Genomic DNA, 24274 nt, shown 5'->3' with positions numbered 1-24274 from the left:
TGCATTTTATAGGATTCAAGTCTGAGATAATGCACCATAGATGTGCGAAAATGCTGGATCAAGGTCACATCGACTGGGACGACTTCCGCTTCGTGCTGGCCATCGTGCGGGGCGGCTCGGTCTCGGCTGCAGCAAAACAGCTTGGCGTCGACCATGCCACGGTGATCCGCCGCGTCGACCGGCTGGAGAAGCACCTCTCGGCCAAGCTGTTTGACCGCCGCAAGACCGGCTACCTCCTCACCGAGGCCGGCCAGCGCGTCGCCGACAGCGCCGAGGCGATGGAATCCACCATCGTCGCCAACCAGGAGCAGGTCGGCGGCTCCGTGGCGCGGCTGACCGGCACGGTGCGGATCGGCGCGCCCGACGGGTTCGGCACCGCCTTCCTGGCGCCGCGGCTGGCGCCTTTTGCCGACCGCTATCCCGACCTTGATCTGCAACTTGTAGCCACCGCGCGGCTGTTCAGTCTCTCCAAGCGCGAAGCCGATATCGCGATCAGCCTGACCATGCCGAAGGAAGGCCGCATCGTCGGCCGCAAGCTGCTCGATTATCGCCTCGGGCTCTATGCCGCGCCCGCTTATCTCGACCGCTTCCCGGCCATCACCTCGCGCGAGGTGCTGCCGCAGCATAGGTTCGTCGGTTATATCGAGGAGCTCCTGTTCACGCCGGAGCTCGACTATCTCCCACAGGTGTCGCCGCGCATCTCCGCGCGCTTGCGCAGCGCCAATCTGATCGCGCAGCTCAACGCCACGCTTGCAGGCTTCGGCATCGCGGTGTTGCCTCACTTCATGGCGGCCGACTATCCGCAGCTCGTCGCGGTGCTGCCGGAGGAGATCTCGATCACGCGGACGTTCTGGATGCTGATGCACGCCGACAGCAAGGATCTCGCGCGGATCCGGGCTGTCGCGGATTACATCGGAGAGATCGTGGAGCGCGAGCGGGCGTTGTTTGCGGGGCGAACTTCGTAGGGTGGGTTAGCCCCGCGGATTGCGCGAAGCGCAAACCGCTAGGCGTAACCCACCTCTTTAATCTCCGCGGCGGCAGAAGTGGTGGGTTACGCCTTTGGCTAACCCACCCTACGGCACCTTGCCCACCCTACGGCATCCCGCCTAGTTTTGCTTCTTCTTGGCCGGTGCAGCCTTCACAGGCTCGCGCTTCGCGCCCTCGAGCGCACTGTCCTTGCCGGCTTTCAACACCTCATCCGACAGCTCGCTCGAGCCTGCGATGCGCGCCAGCAGCATGGTGCCGGCCATTGTCGCCAGCGTGGCGATCGCCTGTTTGCGCGCGGCCTTGCGCGGCAAATTGGGGATGAAATCGGTCATCATCTCGACCATCTCGTCGAGCTTGCCGGCAAAGGCTTTTCGCGTCTTCGGGCTCTCGCGGGCGATCTCGGCGCCAAGCGCGGGGATCGAGCAGCCATGGCCGGGATTGTCGCGGTGGAGCGCCGAAAGATAAGTCTCGACGATCTGGGCGAGCTGCTTCTCGGGCGCGACCTGATCGGACTGCTTGCGCCAGTGCTCCATCGAGCGGTCCATGGCGTAGGCAAAGGCCTCGATCACCAGCGCCTCGCGGGAATCGAAATGCGCATAGAAGCCGCCATGGGTCAGGCCCGCCTCATTCATGAGGTCGGCGACGCCGATGCCGTGGGCCCCCTTTTCGCGCAACCGCACCGACGCCTTCTTCACGATGCGGTCGTGGGTTTCCTGCTTGTGTTCCCGGGAATAGCGCATGCGGTTCTCATTGGATGTCGGAAATCATCTAATAACACGGATATCGGTCGAACGGCGCATTAATTCCCGGTAAAATTGTTGCCGATCATGGAAAAGGTCGCGGTTGCATGCACCGCTAGTGCCCCTTTACCGTCACGGACAAAGCCCTCGGCGTAGCTGGTCTGGCGCCCCAGCTTGATCACCTTGCCTTCGGCGGAGATCAGCCCGGACCGGACCGAGAGCGGCCGCAGGAAGGTCATCTTCAAATCGAGGGTAACCGACCCCTGCCCGGCCTCCAGCCGCGTCGAAATCGCACACCCCATGGCGGTATCGATCAGCGCGGCTGCGGTCGCCCCGTGCAGGAGGCCAATGGTATTTTCGAGGTCCTCGCGCGGCTCCAGTTCCATCACGATCCGGCCCGGCTCGACCACCGCCATGACGAAGCCGATCAGCTTTGCGAACGGCGGCGGCGGTAGCCGGCCGTCGCGGATGCCGAGCATGGCGTCGATGCCTGATAGCCCCATCGCCACTTTCGCAACCGGCGCCGGAACTTGCCAGTCCACCACGCGCTCGCGGCGCTGTGCGGGCGAAAACAGGTCGAGTTGATCGATGTCGGTCATGGCCATCTCTTTAGATGATGTATGTCATACTATGCTGCGGACTTCGCCCTGGCAACTCCGCTTCTCCTGCCCGCTTGACAAGCAGAGCGTTTCGCCCGGAAGTGATCCCGACCGGCGCGCCTTGCGCATGTCCACGAAACCTTCGAGATCCCACGATGGAAATGCTCAACAACCACTGCGGCGTGACGCGCGATGCGCGCGGCGTCGTTCACGTCGCGATCTGCAATGCCGGCTCGCTCAACATCCTGGGCTCGCCCGTCACCGACGCCGTGCGCGAAGGCCTGCAGCAGCTCTCTTCTGACCGCAGCATCCGAATCGTGGTCCTGCGTGGCCAGAGCGAGAAGAGCATGATCGGCGGCGCCGACATTAAGGAAATGGCGAAGCTCGACCAGAAATCGGCCGAGACGTTCATCAGCCGCCTGCGCGATCTCTGCGAAGCCGTACGCCAATTCCCCACGCCCGTGATCGCGCGCATGCCCGGCTGGTGCCTCGGCGGCGGTCTCGAAGTCGCCGCGGCCTGCGACTTCCGCATCGCCGCGCATGACGCGCATTTCGGCATGCCGGAGGTGCGCGTCGGCATCCCCTCGGTGATCCATGCCGCGCTGCTGCCGCGCCTGATCGGCTGGGCCCGCGCGCGCTGGCTGGTGATGACCGCGGAGAATATCGACGCAGCCACGGCGCTGGCCTGGGGCCTGATCGACAAGGTCGCGCCAGAGGGCGGACTGGACGCCGAGATCGAGCACCTCGTGAACGCGCTGCTCGAATGCGGCCCCGAGGCGCTGCGGTCGCAGAAGGCATTGCTGCGGCAATGGGAGGAACTGCCGCTGACGGAGTCGGTGAACCTCAGCGTCAAGGTGTTCGGCGAGTCGTTCCTGACAGACGAGCCGACGCGGCTGATGCAGGCGTTTGTGGACCGGAAGCGATAAGTCGCCTCCTTCACTCGAACGATCAATTCTCATTCGAACCACGACATTTTCTCATGCCGGGCGCGGTTGCATTTTTTGCGCCGCATCATATGATGATCATAATCTATTCGTCATCTCCATGGAGCTTGTCATGGCCGAAGCTGCCGATCCCGTCGTCATCGTCTCCGCCGCCCGCACCCCGCTTGGTCGCTTCATGGGCGAATTGTCGCCGCTCGCCGCGCATAAGCTCGGATCGCACGTGATCAATGCGGCGCTGGACCGCGCCAAGCTGGCGCCCGAGAAGATCGACGAGGTGTTCATGGGCTGCGTGCTGCCCGCCGGCCAGGGCCAGGCGCCGGCGCGCCAGGCGGCGCGTAGCGCGGGTCTCCCTGACGCCACCGGCGCGACCACGGTCAACAAGGTCTGCGGCTCCGGCATGAAGGCGACCATGCTGGCGCACGACATCATCCGCGCCGGCTCGGCCGAGATCGTCGTCTCTGGCGGCATGGAGAGCATGAGCAACGCGCCCTATCTGCTCGCCAAAGCGCGCGGCGGCTATCGCGCCGGTCACGACCGCATCATCGACCACATGATGATGGACGGCCTGGAGGACGCCTACGAGACCGGCCGCTCCATGGGCGATTTCGGCGAAGCGACAGCCGAGGCCTATCAGTTCACCCGCAAGGACCAGGACGCCTACGCGATGGAAACGCTGAGCCGCGCGCGCAAGGCGGTCGAGGGCGGCGCGTTCAAGGCGGAGATCGCACCGATCACGCTGACCGAGAAAGCGGGCCCTCGAGTCGTCGCCAATGACGAGCATCCACTGAAGGTCGATCCGGCGAAGATTCCCGGATTGAAGCCGGCGTTCCGCGCCAACGGCACCATCACGCCCGCGGCCTCCTCTGCCAACGCCGACGGCGCCGCCGCGCTGGTGCTGACCAAGCGCTCGCTTGCCGATCGCAACGGCCTGCCCGCACTCGCCGTGATCAAAGGGCACGCCACCCACAGCCAGGAGCCGCAATGGTTCACCACCGCCCCGATCCCGGCGATCCGCAAGCTGCTCGACAAGGTCGGCTGGAGCGCTGGCGATGTCGATCTCTTTGAGATCAACGAAGCGTTTGCGGTCGTCGCGATGGCGGCGCAGCGCGATCTCGGCATTCCCCGCGACAAACTCAACATCAATGGCGGCGCCTGTGCGCTCGGTCATCCCATCGGTGCCACCGGTGCGCGGCTGATCGTGACGCTACTGCATGCGCTCGAGGCCAACAACCTCAAGCGCGGCGTCGCGGCGCTTTGCATCGGTGGTGGCGAGGCCACTGCGATCGCGGTGGAGCGTCTCGCGCACTGACTGCAATGACGTCCTAAAATGAGGGAAGTCTGGCATTTCAGACTTCCCGTTTCCATGCCAGACTGCAACAATGACGCGGGCCTCCCAAGACCCGCCAACCTGGATTGAGGGGCAATGATCTCGAACTGGCTTTCGGCCGCGCTTGGCCGTCGCAACATCCACTACGGCTGGGTGATGGTGGGCGTGACCTTCTTCGCCGCGCTGATCAGTGCCGGCACGGTCGGCGCGCCCGGCGTGTTCATCGTTCCGCTTCAGAAGGAGTTCGGCTGGAGCACGGCGGAAATCTCCTCCGCGCTCTCGATCCGCTTCATCCTGTTCGGGCTGATGGCGCCGTTCGCCGCCGCGCTGCTCAATCGCTACGGCCTGCGCAACGTCACGCTGACGGCGCAGCTCATCGTCGTCTCGGCGCTCGTGCTCTCGCTCGGCATGACGCAGGTCTGGCAGCTCGTGGCTCTCTGGGGCGTGGTGATCGGCATCGGCACCGGCATGACCGCGCTGGTCCTCGGCGCCACCATCGCGACGCGCTGGTTCGCCGCGCGGCGCGGCCTCGTCATCGGCGTCATGACCGCGAGCGTCGCTACCGGCCAGCTCGTGTTCCTGCCGCTGCTGGCAAGCCTGACCGAACGTTACGGCTGGCGCCTGGCGCTCGGTTTCGTCTGCATCATGCTTGGCGTTTCGGCAGCGGCGGTCTTGCTCATCATGCGCGATCGCCCGAGCGATCTTGGCCTGCGTCCCTTCGGCGACGAAGGCACCGAGCCCCTGCCCGCGCCGCCCGTGAACCACGGCTCGATCACAGGCGTGGCGCTCGGCACACTGCGCGACGCCTCGAAGTCGAGCGCGTTCTGGATCCTGTTTGCAACGTTCTTCGTCTGCGGCGCCTCGACCAACGGCCTCGTGCAGGTGCATCTGATTCCGATGTGCCTCGACTTCGGCATCCCGCAGGTGCAGGCGGCGAGCCTGCTGGCGGCGATGGGCATCTTCGATTTCTTCGGCACCATCATGTCGGGCTGGTTGTCGGACCGTTATGACAATCGCTTCCTGCTGTTCTGGTACTACGGCCTGCGCGGGCTCTCGTTGATCTTCCTGCCGTTTAGCGATTTCTCGTTCTATGGCCTGTCGATCTTCGCGATGTTCTACGGCCTCGACTGGATCGCGACCGTGCCGCCGACGGTGCGGCTGACCGCGCAGAAATTCGGGCCCGAACGCGCCAATCTGGTGTTCGGCTGGATCTTTGCCGGCCATCAACTCGGCGCCGGCACGGCCGCCTTCGGCGCGGGCCTGTCGCGGACGCTGCTGCAGAGCTACCTGCCCGCCTTCTTCGTGGCCGGCGCGCTCTGTGTGTTCGCCTCGTTGATCGTGCTGGGGCTGTCCCGGCAGCCGAAGCCGCAAGCAAAACCGGCGATGGCGTAAACGGCGCGTGAGACTGGGCCGGCGCGAGCCGGCTCAGGACCCTACTTCGCGGCCAACCCTGTCGCAGCTTGGGCTTCCTTGACATAGTCGTGCACGACACGGCCGAATGGCAGCGTCAGGTCGGCGATGTAGTGATGCGCGCCGATGCAGCGGCGAACCGGGAAATCCGCAACCGGCGCGTTGACGTGCGGCACCAGATGCAGCCGGCCGGGCCCGATCCACGAACCTTTCGGCACGATGTCGATGAGGTTGATCGCGACGAGCTGGCAGACCTCGAGATGGCCGTCGACGCCCGGGATCATCTTCAGATTAACTTGAGTTTTCGACAGCGTGGCGCGGGTGAGATCGCCGTTGCCCGCCATGCTCTCATGCTTGTAGCCCATCGTTCCCATGGCGACGAGCTGGCCGGCATATTCAAGCGTGCCCGTCAGCGTGTCCTTGACGATCTCGAGTTTTGGATGGGCGTACTTTTTGGGAAAGCCCCAGATCTCGCGGCCAGCAGCGATCGGCGGATCATCATCGAGATACATCTGCGAGACGAAGCTGACCTCCTCGCCGTGCAGCCGCGCGGGGATCACGAGGCCGGACTCGGTGTAGCTGCCGAAGCCGGAGGAGTCGGGCATCTTGATCCATTCGTAATGCACGATTGGCTGGTCGATCGGCTCCAGCGGCTCAGGCAGGCCGGCGCGGATCAGGTCCGGATCGGTCTCGTAGGTGATGACGAGGAATTCGCGGTTGACGAAGCGGTACGGTCCGGTCGGGTAGCTCGGCCCGGCGGCCGGCATGGACGGAAGCCTCAGCACGTCTTCCCTGCGCATCGCTGTCTCCTCTGGTGAAGTCCGGCAAGTTCCGACTTTACGCAAATTGCTAGCCGCCGTCATTGACTACGGTGTGACCGATTTCCGTCCGCCGCACGACCTGGCGCCATTCCCGGTGCGGTTGACCTGCATGCAAAGGATGCATCGGAGTTTTTGCACGCCAAAGCGCGGGGGACGAAAGGATATCGAAGCTACTTCGCATCCTTGTTCAATTCGATCGCGACCTCCGACATCCAGGCTCCCGGCGCCTCCATCAGGAACGACTGATGATTGGCCTTGGTCTGGATCGTCACCAGCGCAGCCACGGTGTTTCCTTCGATGCGCGCCTCGATCAGGCCGTCCTTGTTGGTGCCGTAGACCTTGCCGCCCTGCCGGTACTCGTGCTCGAACCAGTTGCCGGAAAGTTCGGTCCCGTTCTGATCGATGTTCGCGGACAGGACCATCTTGTACGCGTCGCTCGCGCAGCGCAGGTCAAGGCTTAACGAGCGTCCTGGCTTGGTGACGCTGTAGGCAACCTTGCAGCGGACCTTCTCACGCGGGCCGTCCGACGGCTTCATCGAGCCGGTGCCCGACCATGTGCCGCCCAGACTATCGAACACCGGCTCCGCGCGCACCGGGCCGATGCCGCCAAGCACGAGACAGGCCGCACCGATGCCTATGTGCGCCGCCAGAGAATTCAATCGCATTCTGCCTGTCCTGATCGATGAAGCCCTGTCACCTCCTAGGCAGGAACAGCCGCAAGATGTTGGCGAACATGTTTGGCGATGTTGCTGAATTTGTCCCGGTGTGACCGATATTGCCGTTAGACTTCGCGGCCCAAACGTGGACAATACCCCTAAGCGCTTCGCGCGCGCAGTGCACACCAAGATGCGCCAGGGGAAACAAAATGCCGACTGCCTTCCCGTCACCCGTACCCGCCATTCCGACCGCGCCTGTGACCGCCCGGCTACGCGACGCCTTGCGCGCGATCGTGGGCGAGAAGGGATTTATCGAAGACGAGCACGGCAAGCAGCCGTTCGTCACGGACTGGCGGGGGCTGCTGATTGGGGGCGCCGGGGCCGTCATACGTCCTGGCAGCACCGAGGAAGTCTCGAAAGTGGTCCGGCTTTGCCATGAACACGGCGTCGCGATCGTGCCGCAGGGTGGCAATACCGGGCTGATGGGCGGCGCCACGCCCTGGCCTGCGCACACCGGCATCGTGTTGTCGCTCGGCCGCATGAACCGCGTGCTGGACGTCGATCCCGTCGGCTATGCGATGACGGTCGAGGCCGGCTGCGTTTTGCAGACGCTTCAGGAGACCGCGGCTCAGCACGACAGGTTCCTGCCTTTGAGTCTTGGCGCCGAGGGCTCCTGCATGATCGGCGGCAATCTCTCGACCAACGCCGGTGGCGTGCAGGTGCTGCGCTACGGCAACGCGCGCAACCTCGTGCTCGGGCTCGAGGTCGTCCTGCCCAACGGCGACGTCTGGAACGGATTGCGTGCGCTCAAGAAGGACAACACGGGCTACGACCTCAAGCATCTCTTCATGGGCGCCGAGGGGACGCTCGGCATCATCACCAAGGCTGTTCTCAAGCTATGGCCAGCGCCGAAGGACGTCGCCACAGCGTGGCTGGCTGTCCGCGATCCGCGCGCGGCGCTGGAGATTCTCTCCGAAGCGCATGCGGCCTCCGAGGACAATGTCGGGTCCTGTGAGCTGCTGAGCCGCGCGGCCGTCGACCTCGTGATGCGCCACATTCCCGGCGTCCAGGATCCGCTCAAGGCGGATTCGCTATGGTACCTGCTGCTTGAATGGTCGTCCTCGCGCCCACGGCAGGACGGCGCCGATGGCATGTCGGAGAAACTGGAGCAGTTCCTCGCCAATCAACTCGAGGCCGGTCGCGTGCTCGACGCCGTGATCGCACAGACCGTCAGTCAATCGCGCAACATGTGGCGCATCCGGGAAGCCATGGCCGAGGCCTCCCGCGCCGAGGGTCCGGGGATCAGCTACGACGTGTCGGTGGCGATCTCCAGGATTCCGGAGTTCGTCGACAAGGGGCTCAAGGCGGTGCTCGATATTCTCCCGTCCATTCGCCCCTATCCTTTGGGGCATATCGGCGACGGCAACCTGCACTTTTCGTTCATGGGGCCGAAGGATATGGATCAGCAGACGCTAAACCAATACACGGCCGCGATCACGCGGGCGGTGAACGATCTCATCACCTCCATGGGCGGCTCGATTTCGGCGGAGCATGGCATCGGCATCGAAAAGCTCGACGAGCTCAGCCATTACCGCTCGAAGACCGAGCTCGACATCATGCGTACCATCAAGCGCGCGCTCGACCCGCAGAACATCATGAATCCAGGGAAGGTGCTGCGGGTGTGATGGAGACCGAGCACCCTCCCCGCCGTCTCAGCCGCGCGGATTGACGATGGTGTAGCCCCGCAGCGAACGCGCGTGCATGCGGGTGGCGTGGCCGCCCGAATTGGCGTCATAGGCCATCCACATGTCGCCGCCGAGGGGCTGCTCCAGAACGAAGACATGCCCGCGGCGCGCCGCAACCATTCCCGGCGCCGGCGACGTCCGCGGGAAACGCAGCCAGTTGGCCGCAAGGTTCAATTCCGGCACGTGATGGCCGAATACGCGCAGCGCCGCGCCACAGCCGCAGAAGGACGAGGGACAACCGGCCGGACGACCGCCAATGATGCGATCACCACCGGAGACGCTGATTGTCGTGGCGGTGTTCCCCGCATCGGACACCGTCATTTGCGTTGCGCGATAGGCTTGCAGGGAGTGCCTGGGAGCGCGCTCGCGTTGCGTTTGCGTATACGAGAAGTCGCAGGGCATGGTGACGTTGCACCCAGGCGCTTGAATATTGCGAGAGGGTCGCGCTTCGGAGGCAACTGAACTAATGGCAACGAGGAAACACGCAGAAATTACTAGCTTGATCATTGCAGGACTCCGTCTGGAGGGCCTGCCCCGGGCAATGAGGAACCAATATCAGTTTGGCTGAAATGGGCCTAAACAGCGGCCGAAACTGGCTACATTTGTGCGCCGCTCTCTTCAATTTTCACAAGCTACACGTTGCGATCGAAACGATTAACTCGCGGAATACGAACGCCTGCCTTTGGCGCTTCCAACGCCTTGCGACATGCGACCAGGTTCGCTTTGCGGCAGACGCAGAAGGTTGCGACCGTGTCCGAGAAGGGCGCCCTGGATCAAACTAACGCACCCGTTCATTCGCCGTTGTTATTCGATGCGCAGGCGCTATCGTGCGCAAGCGGCACAGCCGCAGCATTCATCCAGTAATTCCAGTTATGGGAGAATCGCATGAAATTCATAGCCTCCTGGAGTGTACCCCAAGGCACCTTCAATGCAGCCGTCGCCCGGTTTCTGGAAACCGGCGGCGCACCACCCGAAGGCGTCAAGATGTTGGGGCGCTGGCATGGCATGAACGGACAGGGATTTGCGATCTCTGAATCGAGTGACCCCAAAGCCATGTATCGTTGGATCGCGCAATGGTCCGACCTGCTCCCGTTGACCGTCACGCCCTGCCTCGAAGACGGAGACGCGGGCGAGGTGATGGCGTCGCTACCCAAGCGTTGATCATCAATCTCACGTCACTGCCGCCGTTGAAACTGGCGGCAGTGACATGCCCAACGACGATGGGGTGTGGTTCGCTCGCAATGACAGACACGCCTACGGCCTGATCGAAAAATTCTCCGGCGGACCTGCTTTTCGCAGCGGCTCGGCCAGCCGCGCGAACTCGCACAATAGCGAGCGCGTCTTGCGCGGGTCGATGATCTCCTCGACCCAGAATTTTTCGGCCGAGCGGAACGGCGAGCGCAGCTTGTTGAGACGCTCCTCGATCTCTTTCAGCTTACCCGCCTTGTCCTCGGCCGCGTCGATGTCGGCGCGGTAGGCGGCTTCGATGCCGCCTTCGAGCGGCAGCGAACCCCAATAGGCCGACGGCCAGGCGTAGCGGATCGAGAAGCGGTCGGCTGGCTGATGCACGACGCCGGCGACGCCGAAGGCGTTGCGCAGGATCACGGTGCACCAGGGCACGGTGGTCTGGTTGACCGCGGCCATGGCGCGGACGCCGTGGCGGATGGTCGCCGCCTTCTCCGCATCGAGGCCGATCATGAAGCCGGGGCAGTCCATGAGATAGACAATCGGCAGATGGAAGGTCTCGGCGAAGTCGACCCAGCGCACCACCTTCTGGCAGGCATCCGCCGTCCAGGAGCCGCCATAGTGGAAGCTGTCGCTGGCGAGCACCATGACCGCCCGGCCCCCGAGCCGCGCCAGACCCACGATGATCGGCTTGCCGAAATTGCTGGCGACCTCGAAGAACGAGCCCTTGTCGACCACCTGCTCGATGATCGGCCGCATCTTGTAGACCTGCTTGCGGTTGCGCGGCACCGCATTCATCAACGCCTCTTCGCTGCGCTCAGGATTGTCGATGCAGGGCAAGGTCGGCGGCAGCTCGTAGACCGATGACGGCAGATACGAGAGGAAGCGTCGCGCGCAGGCAAAAGCCTCCTCCTCGGTGTCGACGGCGTGATCGACCGCGCCCGCCTTGGTCTGGATGTCGGCGCCCCCGAGTTCTTCTTTCGAGAGGTTCTGCCCAAGCGCCTTCACCACCGGCGGGCCTGCGACAAACATCGCGGACTTCCGCGTCATGATGGAATAGTGGCTGGCAGCCAGACGCGCAGCGCCCAGGCCCGCAACCGAGCCGAGGCCGAGTGCGACCACCGGCACGCGCGAGAGATTCTCCGTCGTGAAGCGATACCAGCGCGTGCCGCCGATGCCGCCCGGCAGGTTCGCCGCGCCCTTGGTCTCGATGGTCTTGACCGAGCCGCCGCCGCCGGAGCCCTCGATGATGCGGACGATGGGCAGACGGAAATCGTGCGCCATCTCCTCCGCCATCAAGGGCTTTGCCGAGATCGATGCATCGGCCGAGCCGCCGCGCACGGTGAAATCATCACCGACCACGACGACCGTGCGGCCATCGACGCGCGCGCGGCCGAACACGCAGTTCGCCGGCGTCACAGTCTTCAGTTCGCCTAACGGATCGTACTCACCGATGCCGGAGACGGCACCGATCTCGTGGAAGCTACCCTTGTCGATCAGCTTGTCGATGCGTTCCCGAACAGTCAGTCGGCCCTGGTCATGCTGTCGCTTGACCTTGTCAACGCCGCCCATCTCCCGCGCGAAGGCTTCGCGCCGGGCGAGCTCGTCGAGTTCCGGCTTCCAGTTCATTCACTCCCTCCGAATTGATCGGCTTGTTATTGTTGTGCACGGCCATTGCGACCGGTTTGCGCGAGATGCGGTTGTTGAAGGCGTCGCCTTCCGCGCCCTCCATCAGGCTGCCGAGCGAACGGCCGAGCGCGACCATCACCGGCGCGACTTCGGCATGCAGACGCTGCTCGTCATACATCGCCGAGAGAAGGCCGATCGTGACGACCACGAAGGTCTGGTACTGCGGCGACCAGATCGGTACCGCCAGGCCATTGATGTGCGGGCTCCACAGACCGCAGGCCGTGACATAGCCGCGCTCGTGCAACGACTGCCGGTTGGCCTCGATGCGGGGCTTGAGGATTTTTACGGCCTCGGGCGCTTCGCGCTCCATCTCGGCGATGTAGGCATCGCCGACTTCCGGCGACAAGGCCGCGGTGTAAGCCGCGCCCGCGGCCGTCGAAGCCATCGAGATGCGGCTGCCGGTGCCCTCGTGCAGACCGAGCGCAGAGGCCGAGCGCGCGAACTGGAGATAGACCAGATGGAAGCGATCGGGCACGACGAAGCCGACGGTGCCCGGCAATAGCTCGGCGACTTCCTGCAGCCGCTGCCGGATCATGCTGCGCAGCTGCGCGCCCTTCATCATCGAGGCGCTCATCGCCACCGCGCTCGGACCGATGCGATACTTCTGGTCACGCGGCAGATAGACCAGCTGCCCCATGCGCGTCAGCGTGTGCGTGAGCCGCGACACCGTCGAGCGCGGCAAGCCGCAGCGATTTGAAATCTCGAGATTGCCGAGCCTGCTATCGTGGCCCTCGAAGCATCGCAACACGTCGAACGCGCGCGACACCACCTGGATGACATCACCTTCGCCGGCATCGCCAGCGAGTGCACCTTGCCTGCTCAACCGCTCCGAACGTCGTCCCATGATCCCTACCGTTTGTTCCGCTGTGCGGAATTAAATTCCACTTGCAGACGACGCTACCTCAGGCATTTTGCCACCACAACAAAAAGGCGATGGCATGCCAGAAATTAAGATCGTCACGGAGGTCGCCGGTCGCATCTGCGCAACTCCCGTGCAAGTTGGAGGAACCGTCGTCGATGGCGATGACGTTGTGGTCGTCGAAGCCATGAAGATGGAGATACCGGTGCCCACGCCTGCTTCAGGCACGCTCACATCATTGCTCGTGAAGATCGACGACCTCGTTGCAGAGGGCCAGACGATCGCGATCGTCGCGAGCTGAGCACACAGCTTCTCATCCGCGACAATCTGAAACAGATCATATTGTGATGATGCGCGGCGTCTTGCGTTCGGGCGTTACGACGAACGCAGGTGCCGGACGGCTTGCGCATGCCTGGATTGCGTTGCACAAGGAGGCGATGATAGCGCAACCGCCGCCCGCCTCCGACTGGACCCGCTCGAAGCCGCCGCTGCTGCGGTTTCTCGACACGTGCCTGAATAAATTCTCCGCTGAGACCGCGGGCCACGTGGCGGATTATATTCCCGAGCTGAGCAAGGCCGACCCTGCCTATTTTGGCATCAGCCTCGCCACGCTCGACGGCCATGTCTACGAGGTCGGCGACTCCAGGGTGCCATTCACCATCCAGTCGATGTCAAAGCCGTTCGTGTTCGCGCTGGCGCTGGATCTTCTTGGCGCAGGCAAGGTCGAGAGCGCGATCGGCGTCGAGCCTTCGGGCGACCCCTTCAACTCGATCCGGCTCAATGCGGAGAATCATCCGTTCAATCCGATGGTGAACGCCGGTGCGATCGCTTGCACCGGACTGATCTACGACAGCAAGGGCGCTGAGGCATTCGAGCAGATCAGGCTGGCACTCAGCCGTTTCGCGGGACGCGACCTCGCCGTCGACGAGGCGGTGTACACGTCGGAGAGCCAGACCGGCGATCGCAACCGCGCCATCGGCTATCTCCTCAAGACCAATGCGGTGATCTCGGCCAATGTCGCCAGCGTGCTCGACGTCTATTTCCGGCAATGTGCGGTGCTGGTCACCGCGCGCGACATCGCGGTGATGGCGGCGACGCTTGCCAATCGCGGCGTCAATCCGGTCACGGGCGAACAGGTGCTGAGCGCTTACGCAATCTCGCGCACGCTGTCGGTGATGACATCGTCGGGCATGTACGACTATGCCGGCGAATGGATCTACAGGATCGGCATCCCCGCCAAGAGCGGCGTCGGCGGCGGCATTCTGGCTGCGCTTCCTGCCCGCCTCGGGCTCGGCAGCTATTCGCCAAAGCTCGACAAGCACGGCAACAGCGTGCGCGGCATCAAGGTCTGCGAGGCGCTGTCCTCGCACTACGACCTGCACATGCTCAATCGCAGCGACGACGCCCGCAACGCGGTGATTGCCGACTACGACATCGGCAAGAGCCCGTCACGCCGCGTCCGCCGTCAGCAGGAGCGCGAGATTCTGGCCGCGCACGAGCAGGAGGTGCGGGTCATCGAGCTGGTCGGCACGCTGTCGCTCTCGGCGGTCGACTATGTCTCGCGCCGGCTAGCGGAGCGGCCGCGGCCGCAATTCGTGATCTTCGACTTGCACCGTGTGACCTCCACCACGCGGGCCGGCGCGCGGCTGATCGCGGAGGCCTTCGAAGACCTCTCCGAACTCAACGTCACGGTGGTGATATCCGGCGTCAGGCGCGCGTCGAAGGAGTGGAATACGCTGCGGGAATGGACCGCGGAGCTGAAGAACGTCCGCGACTTCTATCTGCTCGATACCGCGATCGAATGGGCCGAAGACCAGATCGTCTACCGTTATGGCGGTTCGATCGATTTTCACGAGACCACCGAGCTGTCCGAACAGCCGCTGCTCGACGGCCTCAGCACGGAAGAGCTGACGGACCTCGCCTCGATCTGCACGATCCGGACCTATCAGTCCGGCGCAAAGATCCTCACGACGGGCGATCCTGCGGACGCACTGTTCTTTCTGCGCAGCGGCGCCGTGCATGTCACCCTGCCCGACGGCGTGCGGCTGGCGACGCTGACCGCCGGCATGGCCTTTGGCGAGATGGCGCTGATCGAGACCGCCCGCTCAGCCGACGTGTTCGCGGACATGGCCGCGACCGCCTTCGAAGTCCCCCTGAAGGATTTCGAACGTTTTCGCAGGCAGCACCCGCGCGCCTCCGAGCGCATCATGCGCAACCTGGCGCAGCTCCTGGCCGATCGCCTGATCGTCGCCAACACCAAGGTCGATATCCTGACGTCGACGTGAGCTAAGTCTATCGGCTCGCCGCTTCGCTGATCCGCCGCCTGATCTTGGCGGCGCTGGCCTTGAGCAATTCGGATGGCTGCTGGCCGGTCGCCGCGCACAGGCACGCCCAGTAGTAGATGACATCGCCAAGCTCTTCGACGAGACCCGCCTTGTCGAGCCAGTCGTCGCGCAGCAGCTTCTTGATGTGCTCGGCAACCTCGCCGGCTTCTCCGGCAAGGCCAAGCCCGAGATAGGACAGGCGCTCGTTCGAGGGATGCTCATCGACTTTCGCAATCGTCGCGGCCCAGGCCGCATATTCATCGATCGTCATGACATCCCTCGCAAGCCAAGCTTTGGATCAGCCCACCACTTCGGTGACGGGCTGGAGATCGATCTCGAACGTCTCCAGGAACTTTGACGTCATGATGTAGAAGCCGACCGAGAGCTGCAGCTCGATGAGCGCTGCCGGCGTCAGTTTTGCGGCAATCGCCTTGAAGGTCGCATCCGTCGGCTTCTTCAGCTTCACGATCTCGTCGGTGAAGGCGAGCGCGGCGCGCTGGGTCTCGTCGAAACAGGTCGCAGCCTGCCAGTTTTCCAGCGCCTCGTTCTGCGCGTCGGTGACGCCGACATTCTTGCCGATGCGCTTGTGCGCGACGATCTCGTACGGCGCCTCGCACAGAATTCCGGTGCGCGTGATCGCGAGCTCGCGCACGATCGGATCGAGCTCGCCCTTGTGGCGGATGGCGCCGCCGAGGCGGCAGTATTGTTCAAAATAGCTCGGCGAATGCGACATCATGCGGAAGATGTTGGCATTGCGGTTCTTGTCGAGAATTTCGCGGGTGCGGTCGGACGCCTTGGACGGGTCGCTATAGCCGATGCGGGCCATCAATCACCTTGGGTCTTGTTATGGTTCTCTAAGAACCTCCAAGATTAATCGTGGCTCGACCCGAGAGCAACATCATGGCGCCATTGTTGGCACCGGAAATGGCGTGGAATCAGCGAAGCGCCTGACAATGTTGGTGACCAGCAGGGCTGCCACGTTGGCGTAGCCGTCGACCGGCAGCGCGCCGATGAAATTCATCGAGCCGACAGAAAACACCGCGCCACCGCCTCCCGTCTCAAAGAAGGTCAGGTCGGAGCGGATGATCTCCTCACGCGTGGCCGGCCAGGTGTGGTCATAACGCTCTTCGTTGACGGGCTGATAGGTCGGGTCGTCAAGGACGGCTCGGCCCACGATGATGGCATGATGCGGCGTACCAAGGCGCGTGTCGGCGCGGTCGAGCTCATGGCCGGCCGCGCCGCCGCCCATGAAGCCGCGCTCACCAAGCTTGTGACCAGGTCTCGCCAGATCCTCGATCCCCTCGCGCATGAAGGCGACGCGCGGATCGAGAATGCCGTCGAGGAAGGTGTAGGGAAACCCTTTGTACTCCCCTTGCGTGCTGAAGCCGACGCCGACCAGCGCCTGCGGCGGGCGGCCGAGCCTTCGCCACAGGCCGCCATAGGATCCGTCGAACGCGTGATAGCTTTCGCCGGGCAGTGTCTCCCAGAGACGGATGCCGCCCTCGGCGCGTCGCAATTCGAAAGCCCAGGTGCCTGTCGCGTGCGGCACCACCTTCCAGTAGAAGCCATTGCCGCCGAGATACATGAAGCGGCCGCCGCTGCCGAGATAGGCACTGAGCGCATCGAGTGTCTCGTGGGTGTGGTATTCCGGATGCTGTCCAGTCAGGACGACGGCGTATTTCGACAGCAGGTCGATGCCTTCGGCGTGGACGTCGTGATCGGTGATGACCTCGAAGTCGATGCCCTTGCGGGTCAGGAGGTCGGTGATCGCACTGTCGGCTGAGATCCAGTACAGGCCGGACCCATCGTCGCTGGGATCGACCAGATGGATCTGGTTGACGCGCTTGTCGATCAGCGGGCGACGCATGGTCGACATCACCACACCGCTGCCGTCCGAATGGAAATTGTAGGGCGAGACGCCGTACTCCGGATGACCATCCGGCGCCTGTGCCAGCGCCCCCCAGGCCAGCGACCGCTCCGTGATCAGGGCCTGTCGACCCTTCTTCTGATATTGGCTGTAGACCGTGTAGCTGAAGGTCGGCGCCAGGAAGGCCACCCTGGCCTGGGATCCCGGCACCCTGGCGCGGACATAGAAGACAATATTGTCGCGTGCGCCGTCCTTTTCGAGATGCAGCGCATAGACGCCGCTCTGCCAGTCCTCGGGCACCGTGAATGCCAGCGAGGGCTGCCAGCCGGAATCGCCAATGTCGTCGTCGTGGAAATGGATCGCGCCCCAAAGCTTTGGCTCTTCCGTCCAGCGATGCGTCACGCCGCCGGTCCAGCGCGAGCCGGTCATCGCACGCGTCGGCAGATTGATGCAGGTGCCGTGCGCCTTGGCAGGCCCGATATCGGTCGCAGCGTCAGTCGGGATGCCGATGGAAAAGTCCCATTCGGCAATCGAAGGCGCTGCGGCGCCGGAGCCTTGCGCAGCAATGAGGCCGTCAAGGCCGCCACCGCCATCGGTGATGCGCGGTCGTTCGATCTTACCGTTGAAATGGTGGGCCACACGCTGGTCTTCGCGTTCCGCCGCAATCGCAGCCGCACCAGTGCCGGCCAACGCGGTGCGTGGTGCGCCTGACGATTTCGTCGCACGCTCGTCGTGGTCGAGCCTGATCTTGCGCGGCGCCTGCGCGATCGACAAAACCCCGGTCGCCGGGTCGTACAGGCAGGCGATATCGTGCCAGGCCCGCTCGGTGAGCGCGATGCCGGTTTCGACCTCGATAATTCCCGAGCTGGTCGCAAGGCGAGCGAAAGCGCCCCGCTCACCGATGCCAACCGTGAGCGAACCACCGGCCCCCGCCCAATTCAGCACAGCCTGCTTGCCTGCGGCGAGCAAGGTCGGCCAGATCGTCGCGGCAAAGCCGACCGGGCCGCCCGGCAGCGCCAGCACGGGTATGTCGACCCACGATCCCTTCGCGATGGTCTGCTCGATGCCGTCGTGCTGGCCCTCGAGATCCCATTTGACCGGAATCTCGCGATAGCCGGGTCCCTTCGGGTTCGGATCACCGCAGATCACGCGGGCGATCCGCGCCGAATAACGGCCGCCGCCTTTGACGGCGATCATGAACTTGATGTCGCCGCCCTGGCGCACGCTCCAGCGGTCCGCGTAGCCGGTGATCGCAAGCATCGAAAATCCCCTTCAGGCGCGGCGCACGTTCCAGAACAATGGCAGGCCCTTGAGCATGCCCGTCAGGTTCTTCCTGTAGGCCGTCGGCTGATAAAACACACCCAGCGGCACGTAGGGAACGTCGATGAAGCACTGCTTCTGCATCTCGACGCCAATGCTGGCCTGCGCCGCGGCATCGGGCGCGGCAAACCAGGCATCGCGCAACTGCTCCAGCCTCTCGCTCTTCGCCCAGCCGAAGGTCGCCTTGTCGCCGCTGCCGCGAATGAAGTTGTGCGCGGACGGATTCAGTTGGGTCACGCCGGCGGAATAGGTGCAGAAGGCGCTATAGCCGCCCTTGTCCGGCGTCTCGCGATTGGCCATCCGCCGCAGCATCGAGCCCCAATCCATGACGGCATAGTCGAGATTGAAGCCAAGCTTGCGGAACAGGTCGGCGGTCACCTCGCTCATCTGGCCGATCACCGGGAAATCGCCCGGCGCGATCAGGACCACTTTCTCGCCCTTGTAGCCGGCATCCTTGATCGCCTTGGCCGCGGCCGTGATATCCCGCGGACCGGCGAGCGCGTCCATGCCGGCATCGTTGGCCATGTTGCCGCCGGGTGCGAAGTAGCCGACCTTGTCGCGCCAGAGATTGGTGTCCTCGCCCGCGATCGCAGACATGAAGTCCTTCTGGTTGATGGCGGAGAGCACGGCCCGGCGGATCGCCGGATTGTCAAACGGCGGCTGGGTATGGTTGAAGCGCAGCACGCCGACATTGCCGATCGGGTCGAGCAGTTCGACATTGAGCGTCTTGTTGGCCTTCAGCGTCGGCAGCAAATCGACGATGGGCTGATCCCACCAGTCGATCTCACCGTGCTGAAGCGCGGCCGCCGCCGTCGCCGGATCCGGGATGACCTGCCACTCCACCCTGTCGAAATTGGCGATCTTCGGACCGGCAAGCTGGCTCGGCATTCCGTCGGTGCGCGGCACGTAACCATCGAAGCGCGTGTAGACCAGCCGTGCGCCGGGCACGTGCTGGTCAGCCTGGAATTTGAACGGACCGGACCCGATCAATTCCTTGACCGGCGTGACGCTGTCCGTCTGCGCCAGACGTTCCGGCATGATGAAGGCGACGATGGCGCCGACCTTGCCAAGCGATTCAGGCAGCATCGGGAACGGTGATTTGAGACGCCAGCGCACGGTCTTGTCGTCCGGCGCCGAGAGTTCGTCCACCAGGGTGAAGAGTGAATTGCCGAAGGCATCGCGCGAGGCCCAGCGCTTCAGGCTTGCCACCACGTCGCGTCCGCGCACGGGCTCACCGTCGTGGAATTTCAACCCGTCCCGCAAGGTCATGGTCCACAGCTTGCCGTCGTTCTCGACGGTATGGCCGGCGACCATCTGCGGCTGGACCTGGAATTTCTCGTCCACGCCGTAGAGCGTGTCCCAGATCAGAAAGCCGTGGTTCCGATTGACGAGGCCGGTGGTGATCATCGGATCGAGGATCGCCGCATCGGCCTGCGGCACGAAGCGCAGCACGCGAGCGCCCTGTGCGCGGGCCAGCCGCGGCATCGGAAAAGTCGATGCCAATGCGGCGCCGAGACCGGCGCCCAGTGTGGAACGAAGCAGGTCTCGACGACGCATGCTATTCTCCTCAAGGAGTTACGCGGATGGACGGTTCTCGGCGAGCCTGGCTTCGACGCCGGACAAGGTTCGCGCGAAGAGATCAAGTGCCTCGTCGACCCCGGCTTCGTCGATGATCAGCGGTGGACAGAACCCGATCGTGTCGCCCATCGCGCGGATGATAAGGCCGTTGTCGATTGCGCATGCGTCGAACATCGCTCCGACCTTCAGCGCCGGATCGAAGGCCTGTCGCGTCGCCGGATCGGCGACCAGCTCGACTCCGATCATCAGCCCCTCGCCCCGCACCTGGCCCACGATGCGCGAGTCCCGCGCAACCTGGTCCAGTCCGGCGCGGAGCCTGCCGCCCATGCGGCGGACATGGGGCACCACATCCATCTCGTGATAGATCTTCAGCGTTTCGAGCGCGATGGCCGCGCCGACCGGATGACCGGAATTGGTGAAGCCGTGGCCGAACAACTCACCGCCCTTGTTCATCTCGGCGAGCGCGTCCTGAATCGGACGGCCGAGCAATACGGCCGACATCGGGAAATAGGACGAGGTGATGCCCTTGGCGAGCGCAACCATGTCCGGCTTCATGCCGACCGTCTGGCAGCCGAACCAATTGCCGGTGCGGCCGAAGCCGCACACCACTTCGTCGCCGAGCACCAGGATGTCGTGACGGCGCAGCACCGCTTCAACTTTGGCAAAATAGCCGTTCGGCGGCACGACGATGCCGCCGCCGGCGTTGATTGGCTCGGCAATGAAGCCGGCGATCGTATCCGGCCCCTCGGCCATGATCAGCGCTTCGAGATCGGCAGCAAGCCGGTCGACGAAGGCTGCTTCGTTCTCGCCCGGCCTGGTGCCCCGATAGGCATCCGGGCAATGCGTGTGCAGAAAACCGTCGAGCGGAAGGCCGAATTCACGGTGCATGCGCGGCAAGCCGCACATCGACGCAGCGACGATGGTCGAGCCGTGGAAACCGCGATCGCGGGCGATAATCTTGCGCTTGCCGGGCTTGCCGCGGACTGCGTGATAGACCCAGGCGAGCTTCACCATGGTCTCTGTGGCTTCCGAGCCCGACGTGGCAAAATAAGCCTGCGCATCCGGGATCGGCGAGATTTCGACCAGCTTCTCGGCGAGGTCGATCGTGTTGTCCGGCGTCTTGTGATTGAAGCTGTGATAGAAGCCGAATTTGTCGTAGGCCGCCATTGCGGCTGCCTTGAGCCGCGTCTCGGAAAAGCCGAGCGAGGTGCACCACAGGCCGGCCATCGCTTCCAGATAACGCTTGCCGTTTGCGTCATAGACATGGACGCCCTCGCCGCGCGCCATGATCAACGGTCCGATTTCTGCATGGCGCTGCGGGTTGGTCTGCGAGTGCAGATGGAACGCTATATCGCGCGCCTCGGCTGAATTCAGTCTTCTGTCGGACACGCGCAGACGCTCCGTCTTCCCGCCCAGGACACCTATTCGGTCTTGGTCGACCAAATTGGTCAGTCCAAATTGGTCTGACCAGCTTGGCTTTATCGCGTCGGCTTGTCAAACTCAAAAAAACAGCTGATGAGCATCGCGATGTTACCAGATCCTCCCTCCAGGCCGGAACGCAGCTTCGAGATCGTCGCCCGGCGCATCACAGCGATGGTCCAGGCGAGTTACCGGATCGGCCAGCGCCTGCCAGCTGAACGCGACCTCGCGAAAACCTTTGGCGTGTCGCGGCCGACCGTGCGCGAGGCGATCCTGTCGTTGGCGATGGCCGGTATGTTGAAGGTCCGCAGCAACAGCGGCGTTTACGTGATCAGCCGGCAGGAAACGCCGGACGTGCATGCGCTCGAAGGATTTGGGCCGTTCGAGAACCTGGAGGCGCGCCAGCTGATCGAGCCGCAGATTGCGGCGATCGCCGCTCAGCGCGCGTCGGAGACGAGCTTCGCGCAGCTTGCCGAAGCGCTTGCCATGATGCGCTGGGAACACGCGCAGGGCCGTGAGGCCGACACGTCAGACCATCGTTTCCACGTGGTGCTGGCCGAAGCGACGGGGAACGGCACGCTGGTGTCGATTTGCGACTCGCTGTGGCGCGCGCAGACCGAGTCCGGCATCTGGCAGGAGATTCACAACCACATGCAGATGGAGGACTATCGTCCCATGTGGGTCAGGGATCACGAGGCCATATTCGATGCCGTTCAGGCGAGGAACCCACGCAAGGCGAGCCACGCGATGACGCGTCACCTCAACAATATCAGGGATGCACTGATGGTGGCTTCAAATGCCAAATCAATGGCCGCACCCAAATCGTCTGCGAACTCCACCAAGAAAATTCGCTGAGACTTGTCGCGGTCAAAGAAAGTTTCCGCAAACTCTGCGCTGTGCGACCGCAGGAGCAACAACATCGAGTCAAAATGCCGCCGCATTGCTGATCGACCTTGGCACAGTCGATATTCGCCGCGTGGGGACACATTGCAGCGAATACTCGATGTGGGGTGTTCCGAGTAAAATAATTGGCCGTCGGGTGTGCAGCGCGCACAACGATGAGTCACGCCCAAGTCTAGGGAGAAACGGCATGAAGGAAGCCACCAAGGGGGCGGCCTCGGAAGCGTTCGCGCATATGCTGGCGGTGATGGCGATGCTCGTCATCGCCAGCATATTATTCTACGGGCGTTGAGTTAGCGTTTCAGAGTATCAGAGTTTTCGTCATTCCGGGGTGGCTCTCGCACAGGCCAGGCCCAGAATACCCGTTCCAGGCTCGGTCCCTTGGACCGCCCCCGAATGACGGAATCCCGTTACGCTGTCTTGGTGAAGAACGGAACGAGCTTCCCGGCAAACGGCTTGAAGCCCGCGGTCACCTCATCGCCAATGGCAAGATCATTCTCGCCATGGGCCATCATGCGAAATCCCTCGGCGCAATCGACCAGCAGAATGTTGTAGGGCACGTGCGCACGCGTCTCGGGCGTAGCGGCGCGGCAGACCAGCGAGGTCGCATAGACCCTGCCCTTGCCGCTGGCGCGCGCCTCGCGCGGATCGGCAGTTCCACAGGCCGCGCAGAAGGCGCGATGGAAATACTGCACATGGCCGCATGCGACGCAGGTCTGGTACGCGATCGCCTGCTCGCCTTTGGTCCAATCTGCGATTCGTTCGCTCATCGCACTTGCTCCAGAAACATGCTGACATGGGACGACAACACGCCGCCGTCGCCGTGCAGAAGCGCAATCGAGGCGTCGCGCACCTGGCGGGTAGCCGCCCGCCCCGTCATCTGCAAATGCGCCTCGACCAGATGCGCCATGGCGCCGCCGACGCCGCAATGGCCGTAGCTCAGCAGGCCGCCATGGGTGTTGAGCGGCATCGCGCCGTCGCGGCTGAAATGGCCGGAGCGCACGCGCGCGGCCGCCTCGCCGCGGCCGGCAAGGCCGAGATCTTCCAGCAGCATGGCGAGCGTGATGGTGAAGCTGTCGTAGATGGCGGCGTAGCGCACGTCGGAGATCGCAAGGCCGGCGGCGGCCTTGGCGCGCGCGATGGAGATTTCGGCTCCAAGCTCGCTAAGCGCTGGTGCGGCGGTGACGTGCTGATGGGTATGCGCTTGCGCGCAGCCGCGGATGCGCACGCCCGCCGCGCCGGTTCGCTCGCGGCTGATGATGAAGGCCGCGCCGCCGTCGGAGACCGGGCAACAGTCGAGCAGTTTGAGCGGCATCGCCACCGGCTTCGAGGCCATGACGTCGGCGACCGTGATGGGATCGTGGAATTGCGCGCCGGGATGGGTGCAGGCGTGGCTGCGCATCAGCACTGCGAATTCGGCGAGGTCCTCTTCGGTGACGCCGTATTCGTGCATGTAGCGGGTGGCGACGAAGCCGTAATAAGCGGGAATGGTCGGCCCCAGCGGCACCTCGTAGTCGGGATGCCCCACCTGCGCCAGCGCCTGGATCGAGGCGTCGCGGCTCTGTCCGGTCAGGCGGTTCTCGCCGGCGACGACGAGCACATTGCGCGCGACACCGCTTTCGACCAGGTGATGCGCGAGCATGGTCATCGCGAGGCCCGTGGCGCCGCCGACCTGGACGGCGTGGGCGTAGCTCGGGCGGATGCCAAAATGTTCGGCGAAAACGGTCGCCAGCATGATGTGCGGCGAGACAGTCGAGTAGCCGCAGAGGATGCCGTCGATTTCGGCCCGCTTCAGCCCGGCATCGTCGAGCGCGGCTTGCGCCGCCTTGCTCATCAGGTCGAGCGAGGACGAGCCTTCATGCTTGCCGTAGGGCGTGAGGCCGACGCCGGTGATGAAGCTCATG

At 63.9% G+C, this 24274-nt stretch carries 23 protein-coding genes; 9 read left to right on the top strand and 14 right to left on the bottom strand.

All coding sequences use genetic code 11. The features are described 5' to 3' along the window. The first annotated feature begins 50 nt into the window (after positions 1-50). Entirely contained in the window at positions 51-965 is a 915-nt protein-coding gene (locus tag ACLFLU_RS19210) for a LysR family transcriptional regulator (protein ID WP_426413719.1), read from the top strand. Between the two features lie 141 nt (positions 966-1106). On the opposite strand, the gene ACLFLU_RS19205 is transcribed toward ACLFLU_RS19210, so the two are convergent. After that, positions 1107-1727, bottom strand: coding sequence for a TetR/AcrR family transcriptional regulator (locus ACLFLU_RS19205; RefSeq protein WP_426413718.1), 621 nt, complete (start codon positions 1725-1727; stop codon positions 1107-1109). A 59-nt stretch (positions 1728-1786) separates the two neighbouring features. Beyond that, the gene (locus ACLFLU_RS19200; protein WP_426413717.1) at positions 1787-2326 is read right to left on the bottom strand and encodes a PaaI family thioesterase; all 540 of its coding nucleotides are present in this window, start codon (positions 2324-2326) and stop codon (positions 1787-1789) included. Between the two features lie 155 nt (positions 2327-2481). Between ACLFLU_RS19200 and ACLFLU_RS19195 the strand changes: the two genes are divergently transcribed. From ACLFLU_RS19195 to ACLFLU_RS19185, 3 genes are all read left to right on the top strand, one after another. Continuing rightward, complete coding sequence (locus tag ACLFLU_RS19195) at positions 2482-3252, top strand: enoyl-CoA hydratase (RefSeq protein ID WP_426413716.1); 771 nt, start codon at positions 2482-2484, stop codon at positions 3250-3252. Positions 3253-3382: 130 nt separating this feature from the next. Further along, positions 3383-4579 carry an acetyl-CoA C-acyltransferase gene (locus ACLFLU_RS19190; protein WP_426413715.1) on the top strand — a complete coding sequence of 399 codons (1197 nt, stop codon included), beginning with the start codon at positions 3383-3385 and terminating at the stop codon, positions 4577-4579. A gap of 114 nt (positions 4580-4693) precedes the next feature. After that, a complete protein-coding gene (locus tag ACLFLU_RS19185) occupies positions 4694-5989 on the top strand; it encodes an MFS transporter (protein WP_426413714.1) in 1296 nt (431 codons plus the stop codon). A 41-nt stretch (positions 5990-6030) separates the two neighbouring features. Here ACLFLU_RS19185 and ACLFLU_RS19180 read toward each other — a convergent pair whose 3' ends face one another. Together ACLFLU_RS19180 and ACLFLU_RS19175 are read right to left on the bottom strand one after the other, a co-directional pair. Continuing rightward, positions 6031-6807: an acetoacetate decarboxylase gene (locus ACLFLU_RS19180; RefSeq protein ID WP_426413713.1), complete on the bottom strand. Its 777-nt coding sequence runs from the start codon at positions 6805-6807 to the stop codon at positions 6031-6033. Between the two features lie 191 nt (positions 6808-6998). Further along, positions 6999-7493: a hypothetical protein gene (locus tag ACLFLU_RS19175; protein ID WP_426413712.1), complete on the bottom strand. Its 495-nt coding sequence runs from the start codon at positions 7491-7493 to the stop codon at positions 6999-7001. A 200-nt stretch (positions 7494-7693) separates the two neighbouring features. Between ACLFLU_RS19175 and ACLFLU_RS19170 the strand changes: the two genes are divergently transcribed. Further along, complete coding sequence (locus ACLFLU_RS19170) at positions 7694-9169, top strand: FAD-binding oxidoreductase (protein WP_426413711.1); 1476 nt, start codon at positions 7694-7696, stop codon at positions 9167-9169. Positions 9170-9196: 27 nt separating this feature from the next. On the opposite strand, the gene ACLFLU_RS19165 is transcribed toward ACLFLU_RS19170, so the two are convergent. Further along, the gene (locus tag ACLFLU_RS19165) at positions 9197-9550 is read right to left on the bottom strand and encodes a hypothetical protein (protein WP_426413710.1); all 354 of its coding nucleotides are present in this window, start codon (positions 9548-9550) and stop codon (positions 9197-9199) included. Positions 9551-10114: 564 nt separating this feature from the next. On the opposite strand from ACLFLU_RS19165, the gene ACLFLU_RS19160 reads away from it, so the two are divergent. Continuing rightward, positions 10115-10390, top strand: a complete 276-nt coding sequence (locus ACLFLU_RS19160; protein WP_426413709.1) for a DUF3303 domain-containing protein — start codon at positions 10115-10117, stop codon at positions 10388-10390. 93 nt (positions 10391-10483) lie between these two features. Here ACLFLU_RS19160 and ACLFLU_RS19155 read toward each other — a convergent pair whose 3' ends face one another. Both ACLFLU_RS19155 and ACLFLU_RS19150 read right to left on the bottom strand, forming a co-directional pair. Next, positions 10484-12043 carry an acyl-CoA carboxylase subunit beta gene (locus tag ACLFLU_RS19155; protein WP_426413708.1) on the bottom strand — a complete coding sequence of 520 codons (1560 nt, stop codon included), beginning with the start codon at positions 12041-12043 and terminating at the stop codon, positions 10484-10486. Then, positions 11973-12947 carry an IclR family transcriptional regulator gene (locus ACLFLU_RS19150; RefSeq protein WP_426413707.1) on the bottom strand — a complete coding sequence of 325 codons (975 nt, stop codon included), beginning with the start codon at positions 12945-12947 and terminating at the stop codon, positions 11973-11975. Before ACLFLU_RS19150 ends, ACLFLU_RS19155 begins: the two co-directional genes overlap by 71 nt. 94 nt (positions 12948-13041) lie before the next feature. Between ACLFLU_RS19150 and ACLFLU_RS19145 the strand changes: the two genes are divergently transcribed. Together ACLFLU_RS19145 and glsA are read left to right on the top strand one after the other, a co-directional pair. Beyond that, a complete protein-coding gene (locus tag ACLFLU_RS19145) occupies positions 13042-13263 on the top strand; it encodes a biotin/lipoyl-containing protein (RefSeq protein ID WP_426413706.1) in 222 nt (73 codons plus the stop codon). A 136-nt stretch (positions 13264-13399) separates the two neighbouring features. Beyond that, the gene (glsA, locus tag ACLFLU_RS19140) at positions 13400-15247 is read left to right on the top strand and encodes a glutaminase A (RefSeq protein ID WP_426413705.1); all 1848 of its coding nucleotides are present in this window, start codon (positions 13400-13402) and stop codon (positions 15245-15247) included. Positions 15248-15254: 7 nt separating this feature from the next. On the opposite strand, the gene ACLFLU_RS19135 is transcribed toward glsA, so the two are convergent. The 5 genes from ACLFLU_RS19135 to ACLFLU_RS19115 form a co-directional block, all read right to left on the bottom strand. Continuing rightward, positions 15255-15557 (bottom strand): nucleoside triphosphate pyrophosphohydrolase family protein, encoded by a 303-nt coding sequence (locus tag ACLFLU_RS19135; protein ID WP_167406753.1) that lies wholly within the window; start codon positions 15555-15557, stop codon positions 15255-15257. Between the two features lie 27 nt (positions 15558-15584). After that, positions 15585-16112 (bottom strand): carboxymuconolactone decarboxylase family protein, encoded by a 528-nt coding sequence (locus tag ACLFLU_RS19130; RefSeq protein ID WP_426413704.1) that lies wholly within the window; start codon positions 16110-16112, stop codon positions 15585-15587. A 72-nt stretch (positions 16113-16184) separates the two neighbouring features. After that, a complete protein-coding gene (locus ACLFLU_RS19125; protein WP_426413703.1) occupies positions 16185-18413 on the bottom strand; it encodes a N,N-dimethylformamidase beta subunit family domain-containing protein in 2229 nt (742 codons plus the stop codon). 12 nt (positions 18414-18425) lie between these two features. Beyond that, complete coding sequence (locus ACLFLU_RS19120) at positions 18426-20030, bottom strand: ABC transporter substrate-binding protein (protein ID WP_426413702.1); 1605 nt, start codon at positions 20028-20030, stop codon at positions 18426-18428. 18 nt (positions 20031-20048) lie between these two features. Beyond that, entirely contained in the window at positions 20049-21440 is a 1392-nt protein-coding gene (locus ACLFLU_RS19115; RefSeq protein ID WP_426413701.1) for an aspartate aminotransferase family protein, read from the bottom strand. Between the two features lie 126 nt (positions 21441-21566). Here ACLFLU_RS19115 and ACLFLU_RS19110 point away from each other — a divergent pair, with 126 nt between their 5' ends. Further along, entirely contained in the window at positions 21567-22325 is a 759-nt protein-coding gene (locus ACLFLU_RS19110) for a FadR/GntR family transcriptional regulator (protein ID WP_426413700.1), read from the top strand. 455 nt (positions 22326-22780) lie between these two features. Here the strand turns inward: ACLFLU_RS19110 and ACLFLU_RS19105 are convergent, their stop codons facing one another. Both ACLFLU_RS19105 and ACLFLU_RS19100 read right to left on the bottom strand, forming a co-directional pair. Continuing rightward, entirely contained in the window at positions 22781-23140 is a 360-nt protein-coding gene (locus ACLFLU_RS19105; protein WP_426413699.1) for a Zn-ribbon domain-containing OB-fold protein, read from the bottom strand. Beyond that, positions 23137-24273, bottom strand: coding sequence for a thiolase family protein (locus ACLFLU_RS19100; protein WP_426413698.1), 1137 nt, complete (start codon positions 24271-24273; stop codon positions 23137-23139). The genes ACLFLU_RS19105 and ACLFLU_RS19100 overlap by 4 nt, the downstream gene beginning before the upstream one ends. Between the last annotated feature and the right edge of the window lies 1 nt (position 24274).

The organism is Bradyrhizobium ganzhouense (assembly GCF_049949285.1).
In the GTDB taxonomy this organism is placed as follows: Bacteria; Pseudomonadota; Alphaproteobacteria; order Rhizobiales; family Xanthobacteraceae; genus Bradyrhizobium; species Bradyrhizobium ganzhouense.
Note: the sequence above shows the minus strand (reverse complement) of the source record. Positions and strands in the feature narration are given on the sequence as shown.